At 73.1% G+C, this 18,527-nt stretch carries 20 protein-coding genes; 8 read left to right on the top strand and 12 right to left on the bottom strand.

What is annotated here, in order from left to right:
• Positions 1–5: 5 nt before the first annotated feature.
• Positions 6–875: an aminoglycoside phosphotransferase family protein gene (locus tag SD460_RS43125; protein ID WP_318307649.1), complete on the bottom strand. Its 870-nt coding sequence runs from the start codon at positions 873–875 to the stop codon at positions 6–8.
• A gap of 516 nt (positions 876–1,391) precedes the next feature.
• Here SD460_RS43125 and SD460_RS43120 point away from each other — a divergent pair.
• Together SD460_RS43120 and SD460_RS43115 are read left to right on the top strand one after the other, a co-directional pair.
• A complete protein-coding gene (locus SD460_RS43120) occupies positions 1,392–2,822 on the top strand; it encodes an amidase (RefSeq protein ID WP_290058657.1) in 1,431 nt (476 codons plus the stop codon).
• Between the two features lie 78 nt (positions 2,823–2,900).
• Positions 2,901–3,296, top strand: a complete 396-nt coding sequence (locus SD460_RS43115) for an HPF/RaiA family ribosome-associated protein (RefSeq protein ID WP_290058659.1) — start codon at positions 2,901–2,903, stop codon at positions 3,294–3,296.
• A 49-nt stretch (positions 3,297–3,345) separates the two neighbouring features.
• On the opposite strand, the gene SD460_RS43110 is transcribed toward SD460_RS43115, so the two are convergent.
• On the bottom strand, positions 3,346–3,783 hold the full coding sequence (locus SD460_RS43110) for a peptidoglycan-binding domain-containing protein (RefSeq protein ID WP_318307648.1): 438 nt from the start codon (positions 3,781–3,783) through the stop codon (positions 3,346–3,348).
• 114 nt (positions 3,784–3,897) lie between these two features.
• The gene (locus SD460_RS43105) at positions 3,898–4,878 is read right to left on the bottom strand and encodes an ArsR/SmtB family transcription factor (RefSeq protein ID WP_318307647.1); all 981 of its coding nucleotides are present in this window, start codon (positions 4,876–4,878) and stop codon (positions 3,898–3,900) included.
• Between the two features lie 249 nt (positions 4,879–5,127).
• Between SD460_RS43105 and SD460_RS43100 the strand changes: the two genes are divergently transcribed.
• The gene (locus SD460_RS43100; protein ID WP_438860660.1) at positions 5,128–6,156 is read left to right on the top strand and encodes an MFS transporter; all 1,029 of its coding nucleotides are present in this window, start codon (positions 5,128–5,130) and stop codon (positions 6,154–6,156) included.
• On the opposite strand, the gene SD460_RS43095 is transcribed toward SD460_RS43100, so the two are convergent.
• The 3 genes from SD460_RS43095 to SD460_RS43085 form a co-directional block, all read right to left on the bottom strand.
• Positions 6,132–6,326, bottom strand: a complete 195-nt coding sequence (locus tag SD460_RS43095) for a hypothetical protein (protein ID WP_290058667.1) — start codon at positions 6,324–6,326, stop codon at positions 6,132–6,134. The genes SD460_RS43100 and SD460_RS43095 overlap by 25 nt on opposite strands.
• Positions 6,327–6,397: 71 nt before the next feature.
• On the bottom strand, positions 6,398–7,051 hold the full coding sequence (locus tag SD460_RS43090) for a response regulator (RefSeq protein ID WP_290058669.1): 654 nt from the start codon (positions 7,049–7,051) through the stop codon (positions 6,398–6,400).
• Entirely contained in the window at positions 7,039–8,238 is a 1,200-nt protein-coding gene (locus SD460_RS43085; protein WP_290058670.1) for a sensor histidine kinase, read from the bottom strand. Before SD460_RS43085 ends, SD460_RS43090 begins: the two co-directional genes overlap by 13 nt.
• A 125-nt stretch (positions 8,239–8,363) precedes the next feature.
• Here SD460_RS43085 and SD460_RS43080 point away from each other — a divergent pair, with 125 nt between their 5' ends.
• Both SD460_RS43080 and SD460_RS43075 read left to right on the top strand, forming a co-directional pair.
• Positions 8,364–9,098 (top strand): ABC transporter ATP-binding protein, encoded by a 735-nt coding sequence (locus tag SD460_RS43080; protein ID WP_290058672.1) that lies wholly within the window; start codon positions 8,364–8,366, stop codon positions 9,096–9,098.
• A complete protein-coding gene (locus SD460_RS43075; protein ID WP_290058674.1) occupies positions 9,092–11,632 on the top strand; it encodes an ABC transporter permease in 2,541 nt (846 codons plus the stop codon). Before SD460_RS43080 ends, SD460_RS43075 begins: the two co-directional genes overlap by 7 nt.
• A 41-nt stretch (positions 11,633–11,673) precedes the next feature.
• On the opposite strand, the gene SD460_RS43070 is transcribed toward SD460_RS43075, so the two are convergent.
• Positions 11,674–12,000 carry a hypothetical protein gene (locus tag SD460_RS43070; RefSeq protein WP_290058676.1) on the bottom strand — a complete coding sequence of 109 codons (327 nt, stop codon included), beginning with the start codon at positions 11,998–12,000 and terminating at the stop codon, positions 11,674–11,676.
• 194 nt (positions 12,001–12,194) lie between these two features.
• Between SD460_RS43070 and xynA the strand changes: the two genes are divergently transcribed.
• Both xynA and SD460_RS43060 read left to right on the top strand, forming a co-directional pair.
• Positions 12,195–12,860: an endo-1,4-beta-xylanase XynA gene (xynA, locus tag SD460_RS43065; protein WP_290058677.1), complete on the top strand. Its 666-nt coding sequence runs from the start codon at positions 12,195–12,197 to the stop codon at positions 12,858–12,860.
• Positions 12,861–12,862: 2 nt separating this feature from the next.
• On the top strand, positions 12,863–13,525 hold the full coding sequence (locus SD460_RS43060; RefSeq protein WP_290058679.1) for a polysaccharide deacetylase family protein: 663 nt from the start codon (positions 12,863–12,865) through the stop codon (positions 13,523–13,525).
• 115 nt (positions 13,526–13,640) lie between these two features.
• Here the strand turns inward: SD460_RS43060 and SD460_RS43055 are convergent, their stop codons facing one another.
• On the bottom strand, positions 13,641–14,303 hold the full coding sequence (locus SD460_RS43055; protein ID WP_290058680.1) for a hypothetical protein: 663 nt from the start codon (positions 14,301–14,303) through the stop codon (positions 13,641–13,643).
• Between the two features lie 62 nt (positions 14,304–14,365).
• Here SD460_RS43055 and SD460_RS43050 point away from each other — a divergent pair, with 62 nt between their 5' ends.
• Complete coding sequence (locus tag SD460_RS43050; RefSeq protein WP_318307646.1) at positions 14,366–15,022, top strand: response regulator transcription factor; 657 nt, start codon at positions 14,366–14,368, stop codon at positions 15,020–15,022.
• A 3-nt stretch (positions 15,023–15,025) separates the two neighbouring features.
• On the opposite strand, the gene SD460_RS43045 is transcribed toward SD460_RS43050, so the two are convergent.
• The 4 genes from SD460_RS43045 to SD460_RS43030 all read right to left on the bottom strand — a co-directional run bounded on the left by SD460_RS43045 (position 15,026) and on the right by SD460_RS43030 (position 18,479).
• A complete protein-coding gene (locus tag SD460_RS43045) occupies positions 15,026–15,205 on the bottom strand; it encodes a hypothetical protein (RefSeq protein WP_290058683.1) in 180 nt (59 codons plus the stop codon).
• Positions 15,206–15,325: 120 nt separating this feature from the next.
• Positions 15,326–15,538, bottom strand: a complete 213-nt coding sequence (locus tag SD460_RS43040) for a DUF5988 family protein (RefSeq protein WP_247014044.1) — start codon at positions 15,536–15,538, stop codon at positions 15,326–15,328.
• Between the two features lie 182 nt (positions 15,539–15,720).
• Positions 15,721–17,100, bottom strand: coding sequence for a carboxylesterase/lipase family protein (locus tag SD460_RS43035; protein WP_290058686.1), 1,380 nt, complete (start codon positions 17,098–17,100; stop codon positions 15,721–15,723).
• Entirely contained in the window at positions 17,097–18,479 is a 1,383-nt protein-coding gene (locus tag SD460_RS43030; protein ID WP_318307645.1) for an FAD-binding oxidoreductase, read from the bottom strand. The genes SD460_RS43035 and SD460_RS43030 overlap by 4 nt, the downstream gene beginning before the upstream one ends.
• Between the last annotated feature and the right edge of the window lie 48 nt (positions 18,480–18,527).

Genomic DNA, 18,527 nt, shown 5'->3' with positions numbered 1-18,527 from the left:
AGAGTTCAGCCGGCGAGCGCCTGGGTGATCTGGCGGGTGGTCTGCGCGGCGACGCGGGGATCGACCGCGGCGTAGGTGGTGTACGCGGTCAAGCCGGTGGCCAGGGCCCAGCCGCGCCCGCGCGTCCACGTGGCGTCGTCCACCTCGAGCGCGGCGCGGAAGGTGGCTCGCGTCTCGGCCGACAGGAGCGTGTAGGCGATGATCAGGTCGAGGGCCGGATCGCCCGCCCCGAGCTCGCCGAAGTCGATGACCGCGCTGAGCCGGCCGCCGGTCGTCAGCAGGTTGCCGGTGTGGAAATCGCCGTGGCGCCACACGGGCGGCCGCCCCCAGTCCGGCGCGGCGAGGGCGGTGTCCCAGAGCTCGGTCATCGCCACGGCGCCGAACGCGTCACCGGCTTTCGCGATGGCGGACCGCGTCGCGCCGTCCCGGGCCGCGAGCGGCGGGCCGACGAGGTCACCGGCGGGTTCGGCACCGAACCGGTGAAGCGCGGTCAGGAACCCGGCCAGCGCGCGGGCGGCTTCGTGCGAGCCGGAAAGGGCTTCGACGGTCGCCGTTTCCCCGTCCAGCCAGCGCGAAACCGCCCACGGCCACGGATAGCCGAAACCGGGCGCGCCCACCGCCACCGGAACCGGCACGGCGAGGGGCAGGTGCGCGGCCAGGCGGGGCAGCCATTCGGCTTCCTTCTCCGCCTGCCCGATCGCCCCGGAGTGACGCGGCAGCCGGACGGACAGTTCGTCGCCCAGCCGGTAGATCACGTGGTCCGAGCCCGCGGGGGAGAGGTGCCGCAGCGGCAGGCCGGCCCACCGCGGGAACTGCGAGTCGACGAGCCGCCTCGCCAACGCGGCGTCGATCGCCGGTGCTGATCGGACGGTCAACGACAGCTCTTGCGGACGGCGACGGGGTCCGGGGAGCGTGGCACGCCTTCGCCGGTTCGATCAACCGGTTATCAGTTCTGCGTCACCGGCCACGCGGCCGCCGGGTGGCAGTGGGCCGGGCAGGCGAGGAGGTAGACCTCGTTGCCGAGGAACAGCCCGTAGTACTTGGCGCTGAACGTGCCGGGCTGCTCGGGCTGGTTCGCGTGCTTCTCGAACTCCGCGTCGAGCGGGACCTGGCACAGGTACTGGGGACGCCACCGACCTTGAACGCGGACTCGCCGACCCGGCGTTCCACGGGATCGTAGTCCGCTTCCCAGGTGGTGACCTCCTCGGTGCCGGGGCGCAGGGTGAGCCGGTACGGCAGCAGGTGCGGCTCGACGTCGCCGTCCGGTTCGGTCCCGGTGCAGCAGGATGCGGCAGAACGCTCCGGGGTTGGCCCCTGTTCGTGTCCCGGCTGCACACGTTGCGTGAATTCGCATTTTGTGGCTCCCACGGAGGCCCCATAGTGTCGAATTCATGGAGTGGAACTTTCGATCGGCCGGAGAACTCGCGGCCGCTTTGCGTGCCGGTGAAGTGACTTCGACGCAGCTGACCGACGACGCGATCGCCGCCATCGAGCGGGATGACAAGGGGGTCAACGCGATCTGCGTGCCGGACTTCGACCGTGCGCGGGCCGCCGCGCGGGACGCCGACCAAGCGCTTGCCCGCGGTGAAGACCGGCCGCTGCTCGGGATTCCGGTCACCGTCAAGGAGTCCTACGACATGGCCGGCCTGCCCACCACCTGGGGCATGCCGCAGCACCGCGACTTCGTCCCCGCCGAGGACGCCGTGCAGGTGTCGCGGCTCAAGGCCGCGGGCGCGGTCGTGCTCGGCAAGACCAATGTCCCCTTGGGACTGCAGGACATCCAGAGCTTCAACGACATCTACGGCACCACCACCAACCCGTGGGACCCCGAGCGCACGTCGGGCGGGTCCTCCGGCGGCTCGGCGGCGGCGCTGGCGTCCGGGTTCGGCGCGCTGTCCATCGGGTCCGACCTCGCCGGTTCGCTGCGCACCCCCGCGCACTTCTGCGGCATCCACGCGCACAAGCCGACCCTCGGGCTGGTGGCGACCCGCGGCATGGTCCCGCCGCTCGCGCCGGCGTTGCCGGTCGAGCTCGACCTCGCCGTCGCCGGTCCGATGGCCCGCACCGCCCGCGACCTCACGCTGCTGCTCGACGTCATGGCCGGGCCGGACCCGCTGACGCACGGCAAGGCGTACGACGTGACGCTGCCGCCCGCGCGCCACGAGCGGCTCGGCGACTTCCGGGTCCTGGTCATCGAAGACCATCCGCTCATCCCGACCGGAGCGGCGGTGCGGGCGGGCGTGAACCGGGTGGCCGGCGCACTGGCCGAGGCCGGCGCGCGCGTCGAACGGCACAGCCCGCTGCTGCCCGATCTGGCCGAAGCCGCGACGCTCTACATGCAGTTGCTGATTTCCGGTGCGATCGCGCGGTTCCCGATCGAATCGCTGGCGGAGCTGCAATCCCGGGCCACCGGCCTGGACGCCGTGCGGTTGCGCGCGATGGCCTTCAGCCACCACGAGTGGCTCGAGGCGAACAACGGCCGGGAACTCCACCGCCAAAGCTGGCGGCGGTTCTTCGCCGAGTTCGACGCCGTGGTGTGCCCGATCACGCCGACGCCGGCGTTCCCGCACGACCACCACCCCAACCCGATGGAACGGCGGATCGACGTCGACGGCGTCGCGTACCCGTACTTCGACCAGCTCGTCTGGGCCGGCCTGGCCACCATGCCCGGCCTGCCCGCCACCGCGATCCCGGCCGGCCGGTCCCCCGAGGGCCTGCCGGTGGGGGTGCAGCTCCTCGGCCCGATGTTCGAGGACCGCACCCCGCTGCGGCTGGCCGAACTGCTCGAGCCGGAGCTCGGCGGCTTCCGGCCACCGGAGTGACGCCGGGGGAACCGCGGACCGTTTGACTCCGCCGTTCTCGTGGTACTGAGCGGTTTCAGCGTTGTCCAGCTTCGGAGGGTGCTCGTGCAGATCCAGGTCAACACCGACCACAACGTCCACGGCGGCGAGCGGCTGGCCACCTTCGTGTCCACCGACCTGGAGAGCAGCCTCTCCCGGTTCGGCGGGTGGTTGACCCGGGTGGAGGTGCACCTCAGCGAAGACGGCGGTGGCAAGCCGGACGACAAGAAGTGCGTGATCGAAGCGCGGCCCGGTGGGAAACAACCGGTCGCGGTCACCCACCACGCGACCACTGTGGACGACGCCTACGCCGGAGCGGCGCACAAGTTGCTGCGGGTACTGGATTCCCGGCACGACCGCGCCCACGACCACAAGGGCAGCGACAGCATCCGGCACATGCCGGCGCCGGCGGATCCGGGCCAGGTCGGGGTGATCGAGGACGAGCCGCGGGTCTGACCGCCGCTCGGGCCGGCCCCGCGCACGCGGTGGGGCCGGCCCGATCCCGTTACTCGGTCGGGCAGCTGTCCGGGGCGCGCAGCGCGCTCCAGGTGTGCTTGCCGACCCGGCCGTCGCTGACCAGGCCGGGCGGGCCGCAGACGCCGTAGGTGTCGGCCTGGAACGCCTTCACCGCCGCCTCCGTGGCCGGGCCGAAATCACCGTCGACGCCCGACGAACCCACGCTGTAGCCCCAGTACAGCAGCAGGCACTGCACCTCACGGACGCGGTTGCCCGTGTTGCCCCGGACGGTCTCCACCTTGCCCGAGTAGTAACCGCACGCCACCAACGGGTGGACCGCCGGCGGGTGCAGCCGCTGGTCGGGCACGCTCGCCGCGGCGGACGGCGTGGCGCTGGGTGCCGCCTGTGCCGCCGGCGCCGCGATCAGCGCGGAAACGATCATGGCCCCGTAGACGGCACCCCTGGCGATTCCCCGTGTGATCCGCATTCTCACGTCCTCTTCTCCCCCCTGTCCGACAGGGTCTTCGGTTGGGACGCCCGCAGTTTCCCCGCGCGGCGGGGTCCGGAACGGGGCGTTCGATCCTCGTCGAAAGCCGGGGGGTCACCCGGTCCGGTGCAGCACTCGCAAGCCCAGCGGGGTGATGTGGTGCGACGCGACGGCGCCGTCGCGCTGGGTGGCGATCATGCCCGCGTCGCGCAGGATCGTCGTGTGGTGGGTGATCGTCGCCGGCGCCACCCCGGTCCGGCGGATCAGCTCGCGGGTGCTGCAGCCGTCCAGCACCAGCCGCAGGATGGCCGCGCGGGTGGTGCCGACCAGCGCGCCGAGGTGGTCGCCCGGACGGCGTTCCGCGGCGAGCAGCCGGGTGGCGGGATCCAGGGGGAAGGCCACCGTGGGCGGCAGTCCGGGATCGGCGAGCGCGACCGGGCCCTGCAACGAGAAGTAGCACGGCACGAGCCGCAGCCCCCGGCCGGCGAGGGGCAGGTCGCTGTCGACCACGTAAGGCAGCCTCAGCACCGGCGGCTCCCAGACCGCACCGGGTGCCATCCCGGTCAGCATCGCCTCGACGCCGTCGTGCAGGAGCGTGTGCATCCGGTGGGCGAGATCGGCGTGCCGGGCGGCCTCGACCACCTCGAGCCGCGGCTGGACGGCCGCCCGGTAGAACCCGCCCAGCGCGGCACGCAACCCGTGCAGGGCGGGTGCCCCGCCGTCCGCGATGGCCCGCGACGGCGCCGATTCGCAGCCCAGCAACGCCATTTCCGTCCGCAGCCGGGACTTCGGCACGGACACCACGGCGTCGAGCGCGTCGCCGAGGTCGTCGAAACCGCCGGCCGGGGTCAGGAAATCCGGGAAGTATTCGGCGTGCGGGGCGATGTGCTGGAGGGTGCACAGGAGCCGCTGCAGCCGGGGCTCGGCGAGCGCCTCCTGGCGGACCCACCGCCGCCACCCGTCGAAGTACAGGCCACCCTCCCGGTGCTGCAGCAACTGCACCGCGTTGACGATCTCCCACATGTGGTCGATCCGCGACGCGAGCCGGGTGCGGCCCAGGTCGACTTCGGTGAAATGAATGCGCAAGTACGGCATCGTGACACCCCCCTGGATTCGCGACTGCTATGGGGGACATCGGACTTGCACGCCGTTTCGCTAGCCGTTTCGCGGTAGGGTCGAACCCGTGTCGAGCCCCGAAGCGTCCAGGGTCGGGCCGCCGGTCTTCCCGGTGGTCCGATAACTTCCCGTTCCCGGGTCACCGGGTGACCACGAAATCGTCCTGTCGATCTCGTGTTCCCTGGAGCTTCCGTGCCCCTGTACCTCCTCACCGTGGCGGTTTTCGCCATGGGTACGTCCGAATTCATGCTCGCCGGGCTCGTGCCCGGCATCGCCGCCGACCTGGACGTCTCGCTCGCGCAAGCCGGGTACCTGACGTCCGCCTTCGCCGCCGGCATGGTCGCCGGGGCGCCGGTGATGGCCGCGCTTTCGCGGTCGTGGCGGCGGCGCACCGCGCTCTTGTGCTTCCTCGCCGTCTTCGTCGCGGTGCACGTCGCCGGTGCGCTCACGACGTCGTTCGGCGTCCTCGTCGCGACGCGGCTCGTGGCCGCGGTCGCCAACGCGGGGTTCCTCGCCGTCGCACTGACCGTCGCCACCGCCGTGGCCCGGCCCGGCCGGGCGCTCGCCGTCTTGCTGAGCGGCACGACGGTGGCGTGCGCCGTCGGCATCCCCGGTGGGGCGTTGCTCGGGTGGCGGCCGGCGTTCTGGGTCGTCGCCTTGCTGTGCCTGCCCGCCTTCGCCGCGCTCTGGTGGATTCCCGACACCGCGGCGGACGCCGAGCCGGCCGGCCTGCGGGCCGAACTGGCCGTGCTGCGGCCGCTGTCCGGGGTGCTCCTGGTCGGCGCGCTCGTCAACGCGGCCACCTTCGGCGTCTTCACCTACCTCGCGCCGGTGGCCGAAGGCGTCGCGCCGGTGCCGGTGGTGCTCGCCGCGTTCGGTGCGGGGTGTTTCGCCGGGATCACCTCGGCCGGGCGGCTGGCCGACCGGTGGCCCGGCCGGGTCCTCGCCGCCGGCGGTCCGCTGCTGCTCGCCGGCTGGGTCGCCTTGGCGCTGGCCGCGCACGTCCCGGCCGTGCTCGTGGCACTGGCGTTCACCCAAGGCGCGCTGGCGTTCGCGGTCGGGGGCACGGTGATCGCCCGGATCCTGCGGCTGGCCGAGGGCGCCCCGACGATGAAGGGCGCCTACGCGACCGCGGCGCTCAACGCCGGCGCCACCGCGGGTCCCCTGCTCGCCGGGGCGGTGGCGAACCCGTTCTGGCCCGCCGCCGCCCTGGTCGCGGCGGCCCTCACGAGCTACGCCTTCCGCCGCCGGACGTAGTGGGTGATCAACCCCGCGATCGCCACGATCGCGACGCCGCCGGCCACCATCCGGACGGTGAAGTCCAGCCCGATCAGCGGGCCGGCGGCGTTCGCCGCCCCGCTGACGAGCAGGACCAGCCAAAGGAGGACGGGAGCGGCGGCGGTGGTGGTGCGGATTTCGTTCGTCATGCCGGAAACGCTAAGGCCGCGCGGCCGGCGGATCGATGCCGTCAGCACCCGGATGTGGGGTGGTGCCTGCGCTACCCCGCATCCCGCTGCAGGTACGCCAGCACGGCCAGCACCCGCCGGTGCCCGCCTTCGTCGGAGGGCAGGCCGAGCTTCGCGAAGATGTTGCGGATGTGCTTGAGCACCGCGCCGTCGCTGACGACGAGGAGCTCGGCGATCGTGCCGTTGTTGTAGCCCTCCGCCATCAGCGCCAGCACTTCGCGCTCGCGGGCGGTCAACGCGGCCAGCGGATCGGCGGCGCGGCGGCGGGCCATCAGCTGGCCGATCACCTCGGGGTCCATCGCCGTGCCGCCCTTCGCGACCCGCTGGAGCGCGTCGATGAACCGCTCGACCTTGCCGACGCGTTCCTTGAGCAGGTACCCGACCCCACCGACGCCGTCCGCGAGCAGCTCGACCGCGTAGCTCGTCTCCACGTGCGCGGACAGCACCAGCACCGGCAGGCCCGGGTGGATTTCGCGGGCCCGCACGGCCGCGCGCAGCCCTTCGTCGCGGTGGGTCGGGGGCATCCGCACGTCCATCACGACCGCGTCCGGGCGGTCGTGCTCGACGAACGCGAGGAAGTCCTCGGCGTTGTCGACCGCGGCGGCCACCTCGATGCCCGACGTCTTCAGCAGCAACGCGAGCCCTTCGCGCAGCAGTGCGTCGTCCTCGGCGATCACGACCCGCATGGCAGCTCCACTCGCAGCACGGTCGGCCCACCCGGTGGGCTCGTCAGGTTCAGCGTTCCGTCGAAGGCTTCGGCGCGGCGGCGGATCCCGGCCAGCCCGCTCCCGCCGTTTTCGTCCGCGCCGCCGCGCCCGTCGTCGCGGACCTCCAAGCGCAGCACCGAGGGCGGCCCGCTCAGCGTGATGTCCACTTGGGACGCGTCGGCGTGCTTGGTCACGTTGGCCAGCGCCTCCGCGACGACGAAGTACGCGGCCGCCTCCACCGCGGCCGGGCGCCCGGTGTCCGCCGTGACCGTGACCGTCACCGGGACCGGGCTGCGTTCGCCCAGCGCGCGGACCGCGCCGGCCAGGCCGCGCTCGCTCAGCAGCGGCGGGTGGATGCTGCGGACCACCGTGCGCAGCTCGGCCAGCGCGTCGGTCGCCGTGTCCTGGGCCTTGACCAGCAGCTCGCGCGCCGTCGCCGGGTCGCGCTCGTAGAGCTGGCCGGCGATGCCCAGCTGCAGCACGACCGCCGCGATCCGGGCCTGCGTGCCGTCGTGCAGGTCGCGCTCGATGCGGCGCAGCTCGGCGCCGTGCGCCTCCAGCGCGGCCGCGCGGGTCGCGGTCAGTTCGGCGACGCGGTCGGCGAGGACCACGCCCGGGGCCGGGGCGAGCAACGACCGCGCGGTGCGGGCCTGCCAGCGCGCGAGCCGCGGCAGGAGCAGGGTGAGCGCGGCGAAGGCGGCGCCGACGAGGAGCGTCAGCCCGGCGCGCGGCCACGAGTTCACCACCAGCCCGACGGAACCCTCGATCCCGCCCGGCACCGCGGGCCACACGAACGCCGTGACGAGCTGCTGGACCACGCCGAGCGGGAGCCCGATCGCCAGCGAACCGAGGAACACCCCGGTCGCCGCGTGGATCGCCAGCCACGCGAGGTCGCGGCGGGTGGCCGGGTCCTTCAGCGGGGAGCCGTCCCGGTAGGGCTCGGGGATCGGCTCGCCGAGCGCCCGCGCGGCCCGGCGGCGGTCGACCCCGACCGGCCACCGCGACAGCCGGATCGCCGGGGCCAGCGAGGGGATCCCGACGCCGAACGGGCACAGCAGGAGCACGGCGAAGAGGCCCATGAGGGCGAAGATCGACAGCAGCGAGGTGCCGGCGCCGACCAGGAGGTAACGAGCCGCCGACCAGCACTCGCGCAGGCGGGTCGTCACGCCGCCAGTGTCCCACCCCACCGCCGTGGTGGTGCTGGCGCTACCCCCGATCCACCCGTCCACGGGATCGAACCCCCGCCCCGGCCCGCCTAGTTTTCGTTGGGACGCAAGCGAAGGGGAACACGATGACGACAGCGTATGCCGTGGAACTGGCCGGCGTGCGGAAGGTGTACGGCTCCGGCGACGGCGCGGTCACCGCGCTCGACGGGGTCTCGGCGGGCGTGGCCCGCGGCACGTTCACCGCGGTGATGGGGCCCTCCGGCTCCGGCAAGAGCACCTTCCTGCACTGCGCGGCCGGCCTGGACCGGCCGACGTCGGGGCGGGTGCTGCTGGGCGGCACCGAGATCGGCGGGCTGAAGGAAAGCGAGCTGACCCGGCTCCGGCGCACCCGGATCGGGTTCGTCTTCCAGGCCTACAACCTGCTGCCGGCGCTGAACGTGCTGCAGAACATCACGCTCCCGCTGCGGCTGGCCGGCCAGAAGCCGGACCCGAGGTGGCTGCGCGAGGTCGTCGAAGGCGTGGGGATCGCGAAACGGCTGGAGCACCGGCCCGCCGAGCTGTCCGGCGGGCAGCAGCAGCGCGTCGCGATCGCGCGGGCGCTCGTCACCCGGCCCGAGGTGGTGCTGGCCGACGAACCGACCGGCGCGCTCGACACCCGCACCGGGCGGCAGGTGCTGGACCTGCTCCGCGACGTCGTCGAGGGCATGGGGCAGACCGTCCTGATGGTCACCCACGACCCGGTCGCGGCCTCGGCCGCGCACGGCGTGCTGTTCCTGGCCGACGGCAAGCTGGCCGGCCACCTCCCGCACCCGACCCCCGAGCGGGTCGCGGAGCGCATGACGCACCTCGGGGAGTGGTGACCGTGCTGTCCCTCGCCTGGCAGACGATCCGGAGCAGGCTCGGCGGGTTCGCCGGCGCCTTCATCGCGATCCTGTGCGGAACCGCCCTCGTGGCGGCCTGCGGGGTCCTCATGGAGTCCGGCCTGCGCGCCGGGGTCCCCACGCAGCGGTACGCCGCCGCGGCCGTCGTCGTCGGCGGCGCCCAGACCGTGCGCCCGCCCGGCGCCGACGCGCTCTCCTTCGAGCAGGTCGGCGAGCAGCCCGCGGTCCCGGCCGAGCTGGCCGGTCGGCTCGCCGGGCTGCCCGGCGTGCGCGCGGCGGTGGCGGAGCAGAGCTTCCCGGCACAGGTCGTGACCGGCGACGGCCGGGTGCTCGGCGGCACGCAGTCGCTGGGCCACAACTGGGACGCCGCCGCGCTGGCGCCCTTCACGCTGAGCGCGGGCCAGGCTCCCGCCGGACCCGGCGAAGTCGTGCTCGACGCCGCGCTGGCGCGGGACGCCGGGGTCGGCGTCGGCGACCAGGTGCGGATCTCGACCCGCTCGACGCCGTCGGAGTTCCGCGTGAGCGGGGTCGTCGGCGCGATGTCCCGGCAGGCGGCGCTGTTCTTCACCCCGGAGAAGGCCGCGGAGCTGGCCGGGCGGCCCGGGCAGGCGCACGCGATCGGCGTGCTGGCCGATCCCGGGGTCGCACCGGAGACCCTCGCCGAGCGCGTGCGCGCCGTCGCGCCGGGCACCGAGGTCACCACCGGCGTCGAGCGCAGCAGCATCGAGTTCCTCGACGTCAGCCAGACGCGGACGCTCCTGCTGGTGATCGCGGGCTCGTTCGGCGGCTTCGCGCTGCTCGTCGCGGTGTTCGTGGTGGCGAGCACGCTGGCGCTGACCATCAACCAGCGCCGCCGCGAATTCGCGCTGCTGCGCGCGGTCGCGGCGACCCCTCGGCAGATCCGCAAGCTCATCGGCACCGAGACGACGTTGATCGCGCTGGTCGCCGGTGTCCTCGGCAGCGGGCTGGGGCTCGCGGTCGCGTCCGGGCTGCGGGACGCCTTCGCCGCGATCGGCGTGGTGCCCGCCGACTTCGGGCTCGCGATCAGCCCGATCCCGCTCGCCGCCGCGGTCCTGCTCGGCCTGGGGACGGCCCGGCTGGCCGCCTGGGCGGCGTCGCGGCGGCCCTCGACCATCAACCCGGTCGAGGCGCTGACCGAGGCCGCGGTCGAACGCCGCGAGCTCGGCCGCGCCCGGCTGCTCACCGGCTGGGGCCTGGTGCTCGCCGGGTTCGGCGGCGCGCTGGTCCCGCTGGTCCTCCGCGGCGACGTGGCGACGGCGATCTCGACGATGGCGACGCTCGTCGTCGTGATCGGGCTGGCCGTGGTCGGCCCGCAGGTGACCGGCCTGGTGGTCCGGTTCCTCGCGCCGGTGCTGGCGCGGGTCTGGCGGATCAGCGGCTACCTGGCCGGCGCGAACGCCCACGCCGGCGCCCGGCGGGTCGCGGCGGCCGTGACCCCGCTGATGCTGGCGGTCGCGTTCGCGCTGGCCACGTTCTACAGCCAGACGTCGAGCACGGAGGCCGCGCGGCAGGAGGCGGAACGCTCGACCACCGCGGACTACGTCCTCGCCGGCCCGGCCGGGGTTTCGCCGGAGGTCGCCGCGGCGGCCCGGCGGGTACCGGGCGTGGCCGTGGCGACGCCGGTGGTCCGGACGTCCGTGCTGATCGCGGCCACCGTCGGCGACAGCGTCGACGTCCAGCGGAAACCGGCGCAGGGTCTGGCGGGCGATCAGGCCGGGGGCGCGCTCGAACTCGGCGTCGACGCCGGGCGGCTCACCGACCTGACCGGCGACACCGTGGCACTGAGCCGCTCGGAAGCGGACTGGCTCGGCAAGAAGCCCGGCGACGAGGTGGAGTTCTACTTCGGCGACGGCGTGCCCGCGAAGCTGCGGCTGGTGGCCACGTACACGCACGACCTGGCGTTCGGCGACTTCGTGCTGCCGGCCGAGCTGGCGCGGCAGCACACCGGCGGCCGCCTCGACGATTCGGTGCTGGTCCGGCGCGACCCCGGGGCGGACGCGGACGCGGTGGCCGCGGCCCTGCGCGAGCTCCCGTACCCGGGCCTGGTGGTGGCCCCGGCGGCGTCGGCGTCCGCGCCGGAAAGCGGTGACCGGCAGGCGCAGTTCTCCCTGAACCTCGTCGCGGTCGGCGTCATCGTGGGGTACCTGGCGATTTCGGTGGCCAACACGCTCGTCCTGACGACGGCGCAGCGGAGCCGCGAATTCGCGCTGCTGCGGCTGGTCGGCACGACCCGCCGCCAGGTGACCCGCATGATGCGGCTCGAGGCGCTGGCCACGGTCGGCATCGCGGTGGTGCTCGGGACGCTGGTCGCGGTGCTGCCGCTGGCTTTCCTCAACATCGGGCTGCGGGGGAACCCGCTCCCGTCCGGGCCGCTGTCCGTCTACTTCGGAATCACCGGCGGCGCGGTGCTGCTGGGGATGCTGGCGATCGGGATCGCGACGCGGGTCGCGTTGCGCGCCAAGCCGATCGAAGCGATCGGGCTGCGCGAATAGGGGGAGTGCGGGGCGGGCCGGGCGGCCCGCCCCGCACCGGTTCAGCAGGCCGTGCCGGTGTCCTCACCGGTGTAGGACGACACCAGGTACTGCGTCGTCTGGCCGATCAGCGCCGCCGTGCCCGCGGCGACGCACTTGTCGCCGTAGTACGTCTTGAACGCACCGCCGTAGGTCAGGGCGTAGACCTTGATCTTCGTGGCGGTGGAACCGCAGTTGCCCCAGTAGTAGTCACGCGCGTTGGGGCCGGACGCCCCCGGCGTCGCGTAGTTGCCGCAGGTGACCGATTCCGCCGCGGACGCCGTCCCGGCCAGCACCGGCAGGGCCGCGAAGGCCAGTCCGAGCGCAGCCGTCGCCGCAATGCGTTTCATGGGAACCCCCCGTTGGGTAGGAAACAGTTGCGGTGCCGACGCTAGCGCTTTCCGGGTGCGGCAATTCCCCCTGAATTCATAGGGGTTGACGGAATGGGCGCGCCGCGGGAGCATCGAAACTTTCCGAAAGTTATTGCCCCACCACCTGCGTTGATCGCATGCTTTCGCCATCCAGCCCTCGACGAGGAGGAAGCATGCTCACCAAGAAACGTGGTCGCGGCAGGGTGTTCGCCGGCGGAGCCGTCCTTGCGCTGATCGCCGCGTTCCTGCCCGGCACCGCCCGGGCCGACACCGTCATCACCACCAGCCGGACCGGGTACGACAACGGGTACTACTACTCGTTCTGGACCGACGGCGGCGGCTCGGTCAGCATGACGCTCGGCTCGGGCGGCAACTACCGGATGAACTGGAGCAACGTCGGGAACTTCGTCGGCGGAAAGGGGTGGAGCAACGGCAGCAGGCGGACCGTGAACTATTCCGGCAGCTTCAACCCCTCCGGAAACGGTTACCTGGCGCTCTACGGCTGGACGTCCAACCCGCTCGTCGAGTACTACATCGTCGACAACTGGGGCAACTACCGGCCGACCGGGACGTACAAGGGCACCGTGACCAGCGACGGCGGCACCTACGACATCTACCAGACGACCCGCTACAACGCGCCTTCGGTCGAAGGGAACAAGACGTTCAACCAGTACTGGAGCGTCCGGCAGCAGAAGAAGACCGGCGGCACCATCACCACCGGCAACCACTTCGACGCGTGGGCCCGCTACGGCATGCGGCTGGGCAGCTTCAACTACTACATGATCCTCGCGACCGAGGGTTACCAGAGCAGCGGCAACTCGAACCTGACGGTGGGCTGACCATGCGTGCTTGGAGAGTCGTGCTGGCGGCCGCGGTGCTGGCCGCGGGGAGCACGTTCGCGGTCACCCCGGCCCACGCGGCGGCGTGCGGCGGGTACGTCGGCCTGACGTTCGACGACGGGCCCTCGTCCGGCAAGACCCCGGCGCTGCTCAACGCGTTGCGGCAAAACGGGTTGCGGGCCACGATGTTCAACGAGGGCCAGTACGCGGCCGCGTACCCGGCCCAGGTCCGCGCGCAGGTCAGTGCGGGCATGTGGGTGGGCAACCACAGCTACACGCACCCGCACCTGACCCAGCAGAGCCAGGCACAGGTCGACGCGGAGATTTCCCGCACGCAGCAGGCGATCGCGGCCGGCGGCGGCGGTACGCCCCGGCTGTTCCGCCCGCCCTACGGGGAAACGAACGGGACGGTCCAGGCGGTGGCGTCGAAGTACGGCTTGCGCCAGATCATCTGGGACGTCGATTCCCAGGACTGGAACGGCGCGAGCGTCGACGCCATCGTCCAGGCCAACGGCCGCCTGCAGAACGGCCAGATCATCCTGATGCACGAGTGGCCGGCCAACACGCTGACGGCGATCCCGCGCATCGCGCAGAACCTGGCGAGCCGGGGCCTGTGCGCGGGGATGATCTCACCGTCGACCGGCCGGGCGGTGGCCCCGGGCTGACCGGGTTCCCAGCGCCCCAATGTGGCCCTGGTTGCGTCTGACGCACCCAAGGCGGCCTTCGGTGCGTCTGACGCACCGAAGGCCGCCTTGGGGCGCTTGGGTCAGGCGTGCTCGTTCAGTCGACGTACCACTCGACGCGCGCCAGGGCCGGCCCCAGTGGGCGGACCCTGGCGCACGTCCGGTGGGTCACCAGGAGCCCGACCGTCCGGCAGAAGCGCGGTACCGCCGCGATGTCGTTCCGCGTGAAGTTCTTGGCCGTCAGGTAGCCGGCCACCACTTCCGGAGCCCGGTCGCCGGTGGCGGTCAGGACTCGCCAGCAGCCGCCCGAGCCGCAGTCGATGTCTTGGCTGATCCGCAGCGCTGGTGGGCCGGGGTACACGCCTTCGTCGCCGGGGGCGGCCTGCCAGCCGGTGACCAGGACCCCGCAGGTGACGGCGAACCCGGTGAGCGCCACGGCCGTGGGACGCCCGAAGTGCCGTCGCTCGAGAGCCGCCCATGCGACCGCCGCCACCAGCGGGTACAGCCAGTAGACCTCGATCGCCGCCGGGACCCACGGGCCGGTCGCGTCCAGTTCGCGCGGGACCACGAACCACGCCAGCAGGGCCACGAGGACGGCACCCGTCCACGGCGAGCCGGGCGAGAAGGCCCAGACGAGGACCGGGAGCAGGCCGAAGACCGCCGCGAAGGGATCGTTGCGCGCGAACGGGACCACGGCGATCGCCGCCGCCACGAGCGCCACGCGCCACCAGTGGGCCCGCACGTGTTCACGAGTCAGCACCGCGCCATTCTGCCGACCTCGTCCACCGTGGACCACGATCGGTGAGTGGTAGCGTGCCCGTGGTGATCAGGGTGATCGTGGCCGACGACCAGCAGGCCGTGCGCGAAGGACTGGCCGCGCTGCTGGACCTGCTCGACGGCGTCGAGGTGACCGGGACCGCGGCGGACGGGGCGCAGGCGCTCGAGCTCGTCTCGCGGCTCGAGCCCGACGTCGTGCTGATGGACCTGAACATGCCCGTCCTGAGCGGGGCCGACGCGACCCGGCGGATCACCGCGGACCACCCGGACGTCGCCGTCGTGGTGCTGACGACCTACGCCGACGACGCCTCGATCGCCGGCGCGCTGGCCGCCGGCGCGCGCGGGTACCTGACGAAGGACGCGGGCCGCGCCGAGATCGGTGCCGCGTTGCGGGCGGTGGCTTCGGGGCAGCTGACGTTCGGGGCCGGGGTTTCGCGCCAGGTGGCCGGCGCGCTGCTCGACCCGGGCGCGCGGAAAGCCGTCCCGCGCGCGGAAACCCCGCCGGACGGCCTCACCGCGCGCGAGGCCGAGGTGCTCGGCCTGATCACGTCCGGGCTCAGCAACGCCGAGATCGCGGCCGCGCTGTTCGTCGCCGAGACGACCGTGAAAACGCACATCAACAACGCGTTCGCCAAGATCGGCGCCCGCAACCGGATCGAGGCCATGCGCTACGCCGTGCGGCACGGCCTCGACCACGACTGATCTTCACGATTTTCCGCGCTCGTTCAGGTAATCGATCGCCTTGCCGCCGACCTCCTTCGCCCGGTCGTACCGGCCCGCTTTCTTGAGCGCGAACACGACCACGCCGAGCAGCAGGATCAGCAGCGCGATCCCGCCGCCGATGACGGCGAAACGGAGCAGCATGAAACCGAGGACTTCACCCATCGCGGATTCCCCTTCCCCCGGTGCCGCCCGTTGCGGCACCCGACGGGACGGAAACTAACGCCGGTCACGGGTGGAGGAGGACCTCCGCGGGGTGGAGATCCGGGTGGAGCCGCACGCAGGTCACTCGGCGACTCTGGTGCGCCCGCACCAGGCGAACACCGGCACCGGGTCGCCCGCGGTGCCCGTCGTGAACTCGCCCTCGTGGGAGAAGTGCTCGTACCCGGCGCCGAAGCTGACCTTCGCGACTTCGCCGATGCTGCCGACCGTCCATTCGCGGTGCCGTTCGATCAGTTCGGCGGGACCACCGGAAAGCGTCACCTTGATGTTCGTCATGATTGATTCTCCGTGGGCTCGTCTACGCGGAGGAAAAGCAGGAAATGTGGCCTGCGTCTCTTCGACGATGCCTGACGGCCGTTCGCCGTGTCAAGATGTCCGGCTCCTATCCGGGAATTGACCAGAACAGGGGTTGACCCGGCATTTGTAAGGGTTTTCCGGAACGTGGGACAGGGGTTGCGTCAGCCGAGGACGGCAGGCTCCGCGCACCAGCCGGGGTCGCCGGTGGCGGCGAACCGCGCCCACGCGCCGTTGACTTCGCGGGCCAGCTCCGCCGGGGCGCCCTCGCCGGTGAACGACGTCGAAGCGGCCAGGGAATCGAACACGAACGGCAGCTCCATGCCGTGGCACGCGCCGAGCTTCGGGGCCTGCCACGCGAACTCGTAGCGGAACGACCGGCCGCGGTGGGCGGCCACGAGCTCGCGGACGCCGTCGCCGAAGACCAGGTCGGTCATGGCCTCGACGAACACCTCGCCCGCCGTCCGGCCGTCGCCGAGGCCGTAGCCCGCGAGCACGCCCGCCGCGTCCGGGTGCGACGCCGACAGCATGGCCACGGCCTGCTCTTCGGTGAGCACGTCGAGCAGCCCGGCCGGGCCGAAGTACAGGCGCATCTCCTCGCGGCACGTCCCCGCGATCAGGTCGACGTCGCCGCCCGCCCCGCCGCGGATCGCCTCGCCCGGGTGCACCGGCAGGACGTCGTCGCCGACCAGGGGCAGGAACGGGCTGAGCCCGAAGCTCCGGTCGTGCCCGTCCGCGTCGCGCAGGTCGGGGGTGCCGCCGGGTCTGAGGAGCGCGTCCTGCGCTTCGAGCAGCCGCTCGGTCGGCAAGCCCCGGAACGCCTCGGCGGTCGGTTCGACGCCGAGGCCGGTGGCGACGGCGGTGGTGAGCCGGTCGAGTTCCGCGCGCCCGCGCACCAGGTTGGCGTGTCCGCTTTGGACGATCACGCGGCGGAAAAGACCTTGCGAGAGCGGGGAACCGAGCAAGCAGGCCACGCTGATCGCGCCCGCCGACTCGCCGAAGAGCGTGACGTTGCCGGGGTCGCCGCCGAACGCGGCGATGTTCTCGCCGACCCACCGCAGCGCGGCGAGGTGGTCGCGCAGGCCGAGGTTGGTCGCCTCGCCGAGCGGGAGGAAGCCCTCGACGCCGAGCCGGTACTGCACGGTGACCAGCACCGCGCCGGCACGGGTGAACGCGGTCCCGTCGTAGACCGGGGCCGACCCGGTGCCGCCGAGGAACGCGCCGCCGTGCAGGAACACCAGCACCGGCAGGCTGCCGGCGCCCGGATCCGGCGTCCACACGTCCACCGTCAGGTACTCCGGGCCCGGCCGCCAGCCGTCACCGACCACGGCCGACAGGTCGAGGCCCGGGATCTCGCGGTGCCGCTGCGGTGCGGTGGGCCCGGCGGCGCGGGCGTCCCGCACGCCGTCCCACGACGGGGCCGGCGCGGGCGCGGCGAACCGCAGCTCGCCTTCGGGCGCGGCGGCGTACGGGATACCGCGGAAGCGGGCACCGGTGGTGGTGGCTTCGCCGCGGACCTGACCGGCGTGCGTGCGGACGATCATGCGGGTGTCCCTTCCGGAAAGACCTTGCCGGGGTTGAGGATGCCGTGCGGATCGAGGGCGTGCTTGACCGCGCGGTGCAGCGCCAGCACCTCGGGGCCGAGCTCGCGGGCCAGCCCGGGCTGCTTGAGCAGGCCGACGCCGTGCTCGCCGGTGACCGTGCCGCCGAGGTCGAGCGCACCGGCGATGATGTCGTCGAACGCGGCCTGGGCGCCGGCGCGGGCCGCGTCGTCGCCGGCCGGGGTGACGAGCAGCGGGTGCAGGTTGCCGTCGCCGATGTGCGCGACGTTCGCGATGAGCACGCCGTGGCGCTGCGCGGCGGCGTCGATGCGGGCGAGCATTTCGGGCACGGCCTGCGTGGGGACGCAGACGTCCTCGGTGAGCAGCGGCCCGAGCCGTTCCAGCGCGGGATAGGCCAGCCGGCGGGCGGCGAACAGCGCGTCCGCCTCGGCCTGGTCGGTCGACTGCGCGGCCCAGGTCGCGCCGGCCCCCTCGAAGCACGCCAGGATCTCCGCGGCTTCGTGCTCGCCCAGCGCCCCCGGTGCGTCCGTGCGGGCGAGCAAGACCACGTTCGCATCGGTCGACAGGCCCATGTTCTTCCACTGGTCGACGGCGGCGAGGCAGTGCCGGTCGACGAGCTCCAGCGCCGAAGGCAAGACGCCGCGGGCCGCGATCGCCGCGGCCGCCCGGCCGGCGGCGACGGTCGTGTCGAAGTACCCGGCGACCGTGCGCTCGGCGGCGCGGGCGGGCCGCAGCCGGACGGTGACCTCGGTGACCACGCCCAGCGTGCCTTCGGAGCCGACCATGAGCCCGGTCAGGTCGTAGCCCGCGACGCCCTTGGCGGTGCGCCGGCCGAGCCGGACGAGCTCGCCGGTGCCGGTGACGACCTGCAGGCCCAGGACGTAGTCGCGGGTGACGCCGTACTTGACGCAGCAGACGCCGCCGGCGTTGGTGGCGACGTTCCCGCCGATCGTCGACCACGGCGAGCTGGCCGGGTCGGGCGGGTACCAGAGGCCGTGCTCCGCGCAGGCGGCCCGCAGGTCGTCGTTGACCACCCCGGGCTCGACGACGGCGTACCGCTCCAGCTCGTTGATCTCCTTGACGGCGGTGAGCCGGTCGGTCACCAGCACGACGCAGCCGTCGACGGCGTTCGCGCCACCGGACAGCCCGGTCCCGGCGCCGCGGGTGACGAGCGGCGCGCGGTGCGCCACGCACGCCCGGACCACGGCCTGGACCTCCTCGGCGGTGTGCGGCCGGACGACCACGGCGGGCTGCGCGTACGGCGCCCATTCGGCTTCGTCGTGGGCGAAGCTCCGCACGACGTCGGGGTCTCGGACCAGCCGGTCGGCGGGCAGCGCGGCGGAAAGATCGTCGATCAGCACCTCCCGAACCTAACCGACGCACCCCCGCGGACGTGTGTTTCGCACGGG

Origin of the sequence: Amycolatopsis solani (genome assembly GCF_033441515.1) — a bacterium.
GTDB lineage: Bacteria > Actinomycetota > Actinomycetes > Mycobacteriales > Pseudonocardiaceae > Amycolatopsis > Amycolatopsis solani.
Note: the sequence above shows the minus strand (reverse complement) of the source record. Positions and strands in the feature narration are given on the sequence as shown.

Coding starts and splice junctions, on each gene's coding strand:
- SD460_RS43120 (WP_290058657.1), top strand. CDS start 1,392: ATGGAGTGGAACTTTCGATCGGCCGGAGAACTCGCGGCCGCTTTGCGT.
- SD460_RS43110 (WP_318307648.1), bottom strand. CDS start 3,783: ATGCGGATCACACGGGGAATCGCCAGGGGTGCCGTCTACGGGGCCATG.
- SD460_RS43105 (WP_318307647.1), bottom strand. CDS start 4,878: ATGCCGTACTTGCGCATTCATTTCACCGAAGTCGACCTGGGCCGCACC.
- SD460_RS43100 (WP_438860660.1), top strand. CDS start 5,128: ATGGGTACGTCCGAATTCATGCTCGCCGGGCTCGTGCCCGGCATCGCC.
- SD460_RS43095 (WP_290058667.1), bottom strand. CDS start 6,326: ATGACGAACGAAATCCGCACCACCACCGCCGCCGCTCCCGTCCTCCTT.
- SD460_RS43090 (WP_290058669.1), bottom strand. CDS start 7,051: ATGCGGGTCGTGATCGCCGAGGACGACGCACTGCTGCGCGAAGGGCTC.
- SD460_RS43080 (WP_290058672.1), top strand. CDS start 8,364: ATGACGACAGCGTATGCCGTGGAACTGGCCGGCGTGCGGAAGGTGTAC.
- SD460_RS43070 (WP_290058676.1), bottom strand. CDS start 12,000: ATGAAACGCATTGCGGCGACGGCTGCGCTCGGACTGGCCTTCGCGGCC.
- xynA (WP_290058677.1), top strand. CDS start 12,195: ATGCTCACCAAGAAACGTGGTCGCGGCAGGGTGTTCGCCGGCGGAGCC.
- SD460_RS43060 (WP_290058679.1), top strand. CDS start 12,863: ATGCGTGCTTGGAGAGTCGTGCTGGCGGCCGCGGTGCTGGCCGCGGGG.
- SD460_RS43045 (WP_290058683.1), bottom strand. CDS start 15,205: ATGGGTGAAGTCCTCGGTTTCATGCTGCTCCGTTTCGCCGTCATCGGC.
- SD460_RS43040 (WP_247014044.1), bottom strand. CDS start 15,538: ATGACGAACATCAAGGTGACGCTTTCCGGTGGTCCCGCCGAACTGATC.
- SD460_RS43035 (WP_290058686.1), bottom strand. CDS start 17,100: ATGATCGTCCGCACGCACGCCGGTCAGGTCCGCGGCGAAGCCACCACC.